The sequence below is a fragment of the Streptomyces sp. URMC 126 genome, assembly GCF_051386555.1.
Classification (GTDB): domain Bacteria; phylum Actinomycetota; class Actinomycetes; order Streptomycetales; family Streptomycetaceae; genus Streptomyces.
Genome location: NZ_JBPQTX010000285.1, coordinates 1 through 9,093, shown reverse-complemented (window position 1 = coordinate 9,093; position 9,093 = coordinate 1). Strand labels below are relative to the sequence as shown.

8 protein-coding genes are annotated in these 9,093 nt (G+C 76.0%); 5 read left to right on the top strand and 3 right to left on the bottom strand.

Annotated features, from left to right (window positions below; translation table 11 throughout):
* Nucleotides 1-104: 104 nt before the first annotated feature.
* Nucleotides 105-770, bottom strand: coding sequence for a response regulator (locus ACSNOK_RS26500; protein ID WP_436783294.1), 666 nt, complete (start codon nucleotides 768-770; stop codon nucleotides 105-107).
* Entirely contained in the window at nucleotides 767-2,023 is a 1,257-nt protein-coding gene (locus ACSNOK_RS26495; protein WP_436783293.1) for a sensor histidine kinase, read from the bottom strand. The genes ACSNOK_RS26500 and ACSNOK_RS26495 overlap by 4 nt, the downstream gene beginning before the upstream one ends.
* 434 nt (nucleotides 2,024-2,457) lie before the next feature.
* Here ACSNOK_RS26495 and ACSNOK_RS26490 point away from each other — a divergent pair, with 434 nt between their 5' ends.
* The 3 genes from ACSNOK_RS26490 (at nucleotide 2,458) to ACSNOK_RS26480 (ending at nucleotide 6,010) form a co-directional block, all read left to right on the top strand.
* On the top strand, nucleotides 2,458-3,507 hold the full coding sequence (locus ACSNOK_RS26490) for a methyltransferase (RefSeq protein WP_436783292.1): 1,050 nt from the start codon (nucleotides 2,458-2,460) through the stop codon (nucleotides 3,505-3,507).
* Between the two features lie 178 nt (nucleotides 3,508-3,685).
* Nucleotides 3,686-4,789, top strand: a complete 1,104-nt coding sequence (locus ACSNOK_RS26485; RefSeq protein WP_436783291.1) for an amidohydrolase family protein — start codon at nucleotides 3,686-3,688, stop codon at nucleotides 4,787-4,789.
* Between the two features lie 219 nt (nucleotides 4,790-5,008).
* On the top strand, nucleotides 5,009-6,010 hold the full coding sequence (locus ACSNOK_RS26480) for an SCO1860 family LAETG-anchored protein (protein WP_436783290.1): 1,002 nt from the start codon (nucleotides 5,009-5,011) through the stop codon (nucleotides 6,008-6,010).
* Nucleotides 6,011-6,226: 216 nt separating this feature from the next.
* Here ACSNOK_RS26480 and cobC read toward each other — a convergent pair whose 3' ends face one another.
* The gene (gene cobC / locus ACSNOK_RS26475; RefSeq protein ID WP_436783289.1) at nucleotides 6,227-7,279 is read right to left on the bottom strand and encodes an Rv2231c family pyridoxal phosphate-dependent protein CobC; all 1,053 of its coding nucleotides are present in this window, start codon (nucleotides 7,277-7,279) and stop codon (nucleotides 6,227-6,229) included.
* A 286-nt stretch (nucleotides 7,280-7,565) separates the two neighbouring features.
* Here cobC and ACSNOK_RS26470 point away from each other — a divergent pair, with 286 nt between their 5' ends.
* Nucleotides 7,566-8,084: a (2Fe-2S)-binding protein gene (locus ACSNOK_RS26470; RefSeq protein WP_436783288.1), complete on the top strand. Its 519-nt coding sequence runs from the start codon at nucleotides 7,566-7,568 to the stop codon at nucleotides 8,082-8,084.
* Nucleotides 8,077-9,066, top strand: a complete 990-nt coding sequence (locus ACSNOK_RS26465) for an FAD binding domain-containing protein (protein WP_436783287.1) — start codon at nucleotides 8,077-8,079, stop codon at nucleotides 9,064-9,066. The genes ACSNOK_RS26470 and ACSNOK_RS26465 overlap by 8 nt, the downstream gene beginning before the upstream one ends.
* Nucleotides 9,067-9,093: the final 27 nt, after the last annotated feature.

Here is a 9,093-nt window from a genome sequence, read left to right as displayed (position 1 = left end):
GCCCCAGCCCCGCCCCTTCCCGTTTCCTGCGGGGGCTGCCCCCCCGCACCCCCGAAACCGTGCTCCGCACGGTTGTCCTCAAACGCCGGACGGGCTGAATGGGGTTACCGAGGTGAGACGAAACCCGTCTCGTACGCCGCCACCACCGCCTGCGTCCGGTCACGGACGCCGAGCTTGGACAGGACCCCCGCCACGTACGTCTTCACCGTCGCCGCGCCCAGGAACAGCCGTTCCGCGATCTCCGCGTTGGAGAGACCCTCGGCCATCAGCCGCAGGACCTCCGCCTCGCGGTCGGAGAGGCGGGCGCGGAGGCGGTCGGCGTCGGCGCGGGTGGTGCGTTCGGCGGCGTGGGCGGCGGCCAGGGAGCGGACGGCGGCGGGGAAGAGGAGGGAGTCGCTGCGGGCCACCAGGCGGACGGCGTCCACGAGTTCGTCGGCCCCGGCCCGCTTGAGGAGGAAGCCGGACGCGCCGGCGCGCAGGGCGTCGTACACGTAGCTGTCGTTCTCGAAGGTGGTGACGACGATGACGCGCGGCGGGTCGTCCATGGTCGTCAGGATGCGTTCGGTGGCCCGGATGCCGTCGACCTCGGGCATCCGGACGTCCATCAGCACGATGTCCGGGCGCACGGCGCGGGTGACGGACAGGGCCTCGACGCCGGTCGCGGCCTCGCCGACGACCTCCATACCCGGTTCGGCGCCCAGGATGGCGCACAGGGCGGTGCGGACCATGCGTTCGTCGTCGGCGACGACGATACGGAGCGGGGTGCTCATCGGGCGGCACCGCCCAGCGGCAGGCGGACTGACAGCCGCCACACGCCGTCCCGCGCGCCCGCGGTGCTGGTGCCGCGCAGCAGGCGGGCGCGCTCGGCGATGCCGGTCAGCCCGCGACCGCCGCCGCCGCGGGTACGGGCGGGGGTGCGCCCGACGGGGTTCTCCAAGACGACCTCCAGGGTCTCGCTGTCGGTGGTGACGCGGAGCCGCACGGGCACGGGGCCCGCGTGGCGCAGGGCGTTGGTCAGGCCCTCCTGGACGATCCGGTACGCCTCGCGGGAGACGACGGGCGGCAGCGCCGCCAGCCCCTCCGGCGCGGTCACGTCGACCGTGCCGCCGGCGGCACGGGTGCGTTCCACGAGCGCGTCCAGGTCGGCCAGGGTCGGGGCGGGCGCGGTGGAGGCCGGGCCGTCCTCGCGCAAGAGGCCCAGGACCGTGTCCAGTTCGCCGACCGCCTCGCGGGTGGTCTCCTCGATCGAGGCGAGCGCCCGGCGGGCGAAGGCGGGGTCGCGGTCGAGGACCCGGCGGGCGGCACTGGCCTGGAGGAGGACCGCGCTCAGCGCGTGGCCGACGGAGTCGTGCAGCTCGCGGGCGAGTCGGTTGCGCAGGGCGAGTTCGTGGGCCCGCCGTTCGGCCGCCGCCAGGCGGTCGGCCGGGGTCGGGCCGAGCAGGACGGGCGCGCAGCGCGCCAGCAGGGCGCCGGCCGCCCGGGACACGGCCAGGAGCAGCGCCAGCAGCCCCAGCCCGGCCAGGGGTGCCAGCAGCGGCAGCAACGGGCCGCCGAACAAGCGGAACCAGGGCAGCCGGCCGGGCGCGTCCGGATCCAGCAGCGGCATCGCGCCCAGTGCGACGGCGGCGGGCGGCGCGGCCAGGGACATGCCGCTGACGATGCCGCCGAGCGCCACGTGCAGGGTGAAGTAGAGGGCGGGACGCACGCGTTCGCGCCAGGTGCGGGCCGGGCCGGTGGCGAGCTCGGCCTCCCCGACGCCGCACAGGGCGCGCGCGGTGGCGCTCTCCAGCGGGCGGATCAGCGGGAAGAGCAGCGCCGAGAGGGCGGCGAGGGGCAGCGCGGCGGCGAAGGTGGTGAGCTGCGTGAGCGGGGAGAGGAACGCGGTGCCTCCTCCGCCCCGCCGGGCGACCGACAGGAGCACGTTGGCCGCCAGGAAGTACGGCATCACCAGGGCGCCGCCGATCAGCAGGTGCACCCAGCCCAGCCGCGCGCGGCGGCCGAGCAGGGCGCTCAGCGGGCGCATCGCCGGGTGGCTTGCCCGACCGGTCGGTGGACGGCCCGGTGGGCGCTCCCGTTGCCCGGCGCGCGGGGCGGGCGCGGCCGCGGAACGAGCAGCGAGCGGAGCGTGTGGTTCCGGATTCGGGGCCGGAGAGGGTACGGCGGGTGCGGGGGCGCACGGATCCGGGCGCGAGCCGTTCGTCACGGCGTAGCGCGGACGTACGGGCGCGCGTGCGCGGGCGGCCGTGCGCCCACCGGCGGTCTGTCGATCACGGGCACAGCGTAGGCGACGGACGGAAGTCCGGCGGAGGCGAGCCCGCTCGCCGCCGGCCCGCCGCCCGACTCGGTGTCAGAACGGCCACAGCAGCGCCTCGATGAGCGGCGAGGACTGGACGGGGCAGTGCGGCATGGTCCACTTTCGACACCACACGCGACCACCCGATCATCCGAGGAGTGCACGTGAACGATCTCCACGCCGCCCGGCAGGGCGGCCCCGGCGCCCTGGACTCGATATTGCGCATCGCCTTCGGCTTCCAGGCGTCGAAGGTGCTGTTCTCCGCCGTCCGCTTCGGGGTCTTCACGGAACTGGCCCGGGCCGGAACCCCGTTGACCGCCGAGGAACTGCGCGTCCGCACCGGCCTGCACCCGCGCGCCGCCCGGGACTTCTTCGACGCGCTGGTGGCCCTCGGCCTGCTGGACCGCGGCCCCGGGCCCGACGGCGCGTACGCCAACACCCCCGTCACCGCCCGCTACCTGGACCGCGGCAGCCCCGACTATGTGGGCTCCGCCCTGGAGATGTACGACAACCGGCTCTACGGGTTCTGGGGCAGCCTCGCCGACGGGCTGCGCACCGGCGAGCCGCAGAACGAGATCAAGGACGGCGGAGAGCTGTTCGGGACCCTCTACAAGGACCCGGAGCGGCTGGCCTCCTTCCAGCAGGCGATGACCGGGCTCACCATGCGTTCCGCGGACGCCCTCGCCGAGGCCGTGGACTGGTCCGCCCACCGCACCGTCGCCGACATCGGCTGCGCCGAGGGCGCCATGCTCAGCCACCTCCTCCACCGCCACCCGCACCTGCGCGGCACCGGCTTCGACCTGGCGGCCGTCCGCGGCAACTTCGAGCGCCACCGCGAGCGCCGCGGCCCCGCCGACCGGCTGGTGTTCACGGCAGGGGACTTCTTCGCGGACCCGCTGCCCCGCGCCGACGTCCTGCTCTTCGGCCACATCCTGCACGACTGGGACCTGCCCACGAAGCGGATGCTGCTGCGCAAGGCGTACGAGGCCCTGCCGGAGGGCGGGCTCGTCGTCGTCCACGAGAGCTTCATCGACGACGACCGGCGGGAGAACCTGACCGGGCTGCTCGGCAGCCTCAACATGCTCATCGAGACCCCGGGCGGCTTCGACTGCACCGCCGCCGACTGCCGGGGCTGGCTCGCGGAGGCGGGCTTCCGGGAGACGTGGTCGCGGCACCTGGCGGGCGCGGAGACGATGGTCGCCGGCCGCAAGTGACCGCGGCGGGCGGGGCGGGGCGCCGGGCGTCCGGAGGGACGCGGGTGCCCGCCGTGACCCCCGGCACTTGCGGCGACGCATCCGGACGGGAGACTGGCGGGGACCGACCGCCGCCCGCGGGAACCGGACGCGTCCGTACCGCCGGTGGCGCGGTGACGCCTGCCGGACGGGAGAGGACATGACGCACGACAGCACGGTGCTGCACATCAAGGGACGGGTGCTCACCGGCCGGGACCCCGACGGCGGGGTGCGCGACGAGATGTGGGTGACCGGCGGGCGGATCACCTTCGACCGCCCGGCGGGCGCCCGGGACGTCACCACCGTCGAGGGCTGGGCGCTGCCCGGCCTGGTGGACGCCCACTGCCACGTCGGCCTGGACGCGCACGGCGCGGTCGACGCGGCGACGGCCGAGAAGCAGGCGGTGACCGAACGCGAGGCGGGCGCCCTGCTGCTGCGGGACGCCGGTTCCCCGTCCGACACCCGGTGGATCGACGACCGGGAGGACCTGCCGCGCATCATCCGCGCCGGCCGCCACATCGCCCGTACCCGCCGCTACATCCGCAACTACGCCCACGAGATCGAGCCCGAGGACCTGGTGGCGTACGTGGCGCGGGAGGCGCGGCGCGGCGACGGCTGGGTCAAGCTGGTGGGCGACTGGATCGACCGGGAGACCGGCGACCTGGCCGCCTGCTGGCCGCGCGGCGAGGTCGAGGCGGCCATCGCCGAGGCGCACCGGCTGGGCGCCCGGGTGACGGCGCACTGCTTCGCGGAGGAGTCGCTGGCGCCGCTGGTGGAGGCGGGGATCGACTGTATCGAGCACGCGACCGGGCTGACCGAGGAGACGATCCCGCTGTTCGCCGAGCGCGGTGTGGCGATCGTGCCGACGCTCGTCAACATCGCCACGTTCCCGAAGCTAGCGGAGGGCGGGGAGAAGAAGTTCCCGCGCTGGGCGGACCATATGCGGCGGCTGCACGAGCGCCGCTACCGGACGGTGGGCGCCGCGTACGACGCCGGCATTCCCGTCTACGTGGGGACGGACGCGGGCGGTTCGCTCGCCCACGGCCTGGTGGCCCAGGAGGTCGGCGAGCTGGTGAAGGCCGGGCTGCCGGCCCGGGCCGCGCTCGCCGCGGCGACCTGGGGAGCGCGCGCGTGGCTGGGACGTCCGGGGCTGGAGGAAGGCGCGCCGGCGGACGTCGTGGTGTACGAGGCGGACCCCCGGGAGGACGTCCGGGTGCTGGCGGCGCCGCGCCGGGTCGTCCTGCGGGGACGAGTGGTGGGCTGAGCGATGGGCTGAGGCGGCGAGAGCCCGGGGGCGGAGCCGCACTCCTGTTGCGCCTGCTTCGAACTGGCTGACGGAAACCACCCGTTGGGATGAACTCCCTCAAGAACGCTCGCCGTTCACCCGTCCGGGAACGACCATGACGTGGTCGACGCCGACGGCGCGTGATGTCCCCCATCGGCGCGCCGTCGGCTCCTTTCTCTCGTGGGGAGTTCCACACCCGTGTCCAGCACCACCAGCCCTTCCTTCGGCATGCCCGTTTCCCGGCGGACGGGCGCGCTGTCCGCGACCGCCGTGGCCACCGTGACCGCGCTCACCGCGCTGTCGGGGGCCACCGTCGGCGCCGCCCCCGCCCACGCCACCGGCGGTCACCGCACGGGCCGGGCCGACGCCGTCGTCCTCCGGGCCGGCCTCGACGTCTCGCTGCTCGACAAGACCGTCCGGGTGCCGGTCAACGCGTCCCTCGACGACGTCCACGCCCCGGGGAACGCGGCCCGCACCGCGCTCTCCGTGCGCGTCGGCGGCGCCGAGCGCGGCCGGCCCGTGGAACTGCTCCGCGCCGACGCGGCCACCGCCCGCGCCACGGCCGACGACCGTACGGCGACGGGCCGCGCCGAACTCGTCCACGCCAAGGTGCACGTCCCCGGTCTGCCGCTGCTCTCCCTGATCGAGGTCCGGCAGGTCACCTCGGAGGCCGTCTGCCGGGCGGGGCGGCGGCCCACGGCCACCGCGAACCTGCTCGGCCCGGTGACCGTCCTCGGGAAGAAGGTCACCCTGCGCACCGGCGGCACGACCGACGTCGACGTGCCGGGCGTCGGCCGGGTCCGCCTCGACCTGTCCAAGACCGTCACCACCTCGCGCACCGGCACCGCGGCCGCCCTCGAACTGGCCGTGGACGTCAACCCGCTGAAACTCAACGTCGCCGAGGTGCACGGCCGCGTCACCCTCGTCAAGGCCGGCTGCCAAGCCCCGGCGGGCCCGGGCGAGCCGGCCGCCGAACCGCCGGCCCCCGCGAAGCGCTCCCCCGGCCCGAAGCCCACCCACGCCGACCCCGCCCACACCGACGTCAAGCCGCAGACGGTCGCCGACAAACGCGACCTCGCCGAGACCGGCGGCTCCTCCGCCACCCCCTGGATCGCCGGCGCGGCCGGCCTGCTCGTCGTCGGAGGAGGCGGCGCCGTCATCGCGGCCCGCCGCCGGACGGCGGCGCGCGAACGCGGCTGAGGGGAGACGGCGCGGGGCGGGGCCCGGGCGGGAACGGCACAGGGCCAACGGCTGCCCGCACATAGCCGTTCGGGCCCCGCCCGGGCCGCCGCCCGACGGCCCCGAGCGATCCGTCCTGGGGCGGTGCCGCCGTCGGGGCCGGCCTCGCGGCCCTCGGCGGTGTGTACGCCGTCCGTGCCCGGCGGCGCCGGGGCGCTCGCCCGGTCTGACCGCCCCTCAGCCCTCCGCCAGCGCCTTCTCCAGGGCCTCCGCGAAGCGGTCCGTCGTCGCGCGGTCGCGGACCGCGAGGCGGAGGTAGTCGGGGCCCAGGCCGGGGAAGGTGTCGCCGCGGCGGACGGCGAAGCCGAGGCCGCGGAGGCGCGTGCGGACGGCGGTGGCGTGGGGAAGGCGGATCAGGAGGAAGGGGCCGGCCGCCGGCGAACAGACCGTCACCGAGGGGAACATGGACAGGCGGTACTCCAAGTGCGCCCGGTCCGAGGCGATGCGGTGGGCCGTGTGGGCGGCCTCCGCGAGGGCCGGGGGCGCGCTGCACGCCTCGGCCGCCACCAGCGCGGGGGACGACACCGGCCACAGCGGCTGCGCCCGTTCGAGCCGGGCGACCGTCCCCGGTGACGCCAGGACGTAGCCGACCCGCAGGCCGGCCAGGCCCCAGGTCTTGGTGAGGCTGCGGAGGACGACCAGCCCGGGCAGGTCCGTACGGGACGCCAGGGACTCGCCCTCGCCCGGTACCGCGTCCATGAACGCCTCGTCCACCACCAGCGTCCGCCCCGGGCGGGCCAGCCGGGCCAGGGTCGTGGCCGGGTGCAGGACGGACGTGGGGTTGGTCGGGTTGCCGACGACGACCAGGTCCGCGTCGGAGGGGACCGCGCGCGGGTCCAGCCGGAAGCCGTCGGCCGCGTCGAGCACCACCCGCTCCACGGTGTGCCCGGCGTCCCGCAGGGCCGCCTCCGGCTCGGTGAACTGCGGGTGCACCACGACCGGGCGGCGCGCCGGCAGTGCCCGGGCGATGAGCACGAACGCCTCGGCCGCGCCGGCCGTCAGCAGCACCCGCTCCTCCGGCAGCCCGTGCCGGGCCGCGACCGCGCGGCGGGCCGCCCGGCCGTCCGGGTAGGCGGCGAGGGAGTCGACGGAGGCGGCGATGCGCTCGCGCAGCCACGACGGCGGTGTGCCCGCCCGGACGTTGACCGCCAGATCCGTCAACTCGTCGCCCATGCCGCGTACTTCGGCGTCCCCGTGGTGGCGCAGGTCGGGCTCGGGGGATATGTGCATGGGCGGGGATACCTTCTCGCTGTGCGGTGTTCCGGCGGCGCTCCGGCGAATGTTCCGGTGGGGGAGACGTTACCGGGTCGTGGAGGCGCGGACGCGCGCTCCCTCCCCGCCGTCCGGGCCCGGGAGACGGGCGGTCGGGAGACGGAGAAGAGGGGGCCGGCGGGTCCGGTCGGCGGAGGCCGCCGTGTCGTCGCCCTCAGGCGCCGCCGCCGATCGTAGGATCGCCCCCGGCGTGACCGAAATGTCGGATCACATGGTGGTATGTCCAGGCTGGAGGGTGACGGTGGTGAACGGATCCGCTGCGGCGGCCGACGGGACGGCCGGGCCGGTCGTCCGGGTGCCCGTGGCCCTCCGGGTGAACGGCACCGAACGGCGGATCGAGGTGGACACCCGCACCTCGCTGCTGGACGCCCTCCGCGACGCCCTGGCGCTGACCGGCACGAAGAAGGGCTGCGACCAGGGCCAGTGCGGGGCCTGCACGGTGCACCTCGACGGCAAGCGGGTGCTCTCCTGCCTCACCCTCGCGGCGAGCGCCGACGGCCGTGAGGTCTGGACGATCGAGGGCCTGGAGCGGGACGGCGTGCCGCATCCGGTGCAGGAGGCGTTCGCCCGCCACGATGCCCTCCAGTGCGGTTACTGCACCCCGGGTCAGATCATGTCGGCCGTCGCCCTGATCGAGGAGGGCCGGGCCGGCTCGGACGACGACGTCCGCGAGTACATGAGCGGCAACCTCTGCCGCTGCGGCGCCTACCCGCACATCGTCGCCGCGATCCGCGAGGCCGCCGCCGGAGGCCCGCGTGCGTAGCTGCGCGTACGTCCGGGCCGCGAGCGTCGAGGAGGCGGTCGCCGAAGTCGCCGCGGACCCCGAGGCCGCCTACCTCGCCGGCGGCACCACCCAGGTGGACCTGATGCGGGACGAGGTGTTCCGGCCCGCCCGGCTGGTGGACGTCACCCGGCTGCCCCTGCGGGGAGTCCGGCGCGACGGCGGCGTGCTCGTCGCCGGCGCGCTGACCACCATGGAGGAGCTCGCCGCCCACGAGGACGTGACCGCCCGGCTGCCGCTGGTACGGGAGGCCCTGCTGCGCGGCGCCTCGCCGCAACTGCGGCACATGGCCACCCTCGGCGGCAACCTCCTCCAGCGCACCCGCTGCCGCTACTACCGCGACCCGAGCCAGGCCTGCAACAAGCGCGAGCCGGGCGCCGGCTGCGCCGCGCTCGACGGCCACCACCGCACGCACGCCGTCCTCGGCACCAGCCCGCACTGCATCGCCACCCACCCGTCCGACCTGGCCGTCGCCCTGCTCGCGCTGGACGCCTCCGTGCGCGTCCACGGGCCGGACGGCGAACGGACGCTGCCGCTGACGGAGTTCTACCGGACGCCGGGTGCCACCCCGCACGTCGAGAACGCCCTGGCACACGGCGAGCTGATCACCCACCTGGAGATCCCGCTGCTGCCGGCGGGGGCCCGCTCGGGCTATCTGAAGGTCCGGGACCGGGCCAGCTACGAGTTCGCGCTCGCCTCCGTGGCCGCCGCCCTGGTCCTCGACGGCGGGCGGATCCGCTCCGCCCGGCTCGCCCTCGGCGGCGTCGGCACCGTCCCCTGGCGCGTGCCCCGCGCCGAGGAAGCGCTGCTCGGCGCGCGGCCCGAGCGGGGCGTCTTCGAGGCGGCGGCGGAGGCCGCCCTGGCGGGCGCCGAGGGCCGGCCCGACAACGGCTTCAAGATCGAGCTCGGCCGGCGGGCGGTCGTCCGGATGCTGAGCACTCTGGCGGAGGAGGGCGGGTCATGACGCGGGTACGGGCCGAGGGGGGAGAGC

Excerpts from the sequence above, each read along its gene's own strand:
- ACSNOK_RS26500 (WP_436783294.1), bottom strand. The coding sequence starts at position 770 with ATGAGCACCCCGCTCCGTATCGTCGTCGCCGACGACGAACGCATGGTC.
- ACSNOK_RS26495 (WP_436783293.1), bottom strand. The coding sequence starts at position 2,023 with ATGCGCCCGCTGAGCGCCCTGCTCGGCCGCCGCGCGCGGCTGGGCTGG.
- ACSNOK_RS26485 (WP_436783291.1), top strand. The coding sequence starts at position 3,686 with ATGACGCACGACAGCACGGTGCTGCACATCAAGGGACGGGTGCTCACC.
- cobC (WP_436783289.1), bottom strand. The coding sequence starts at position 7,279 with ATGCACATATCCCCCGAGCCCGACCTGCGCCACCACGGGGACGCCGAA.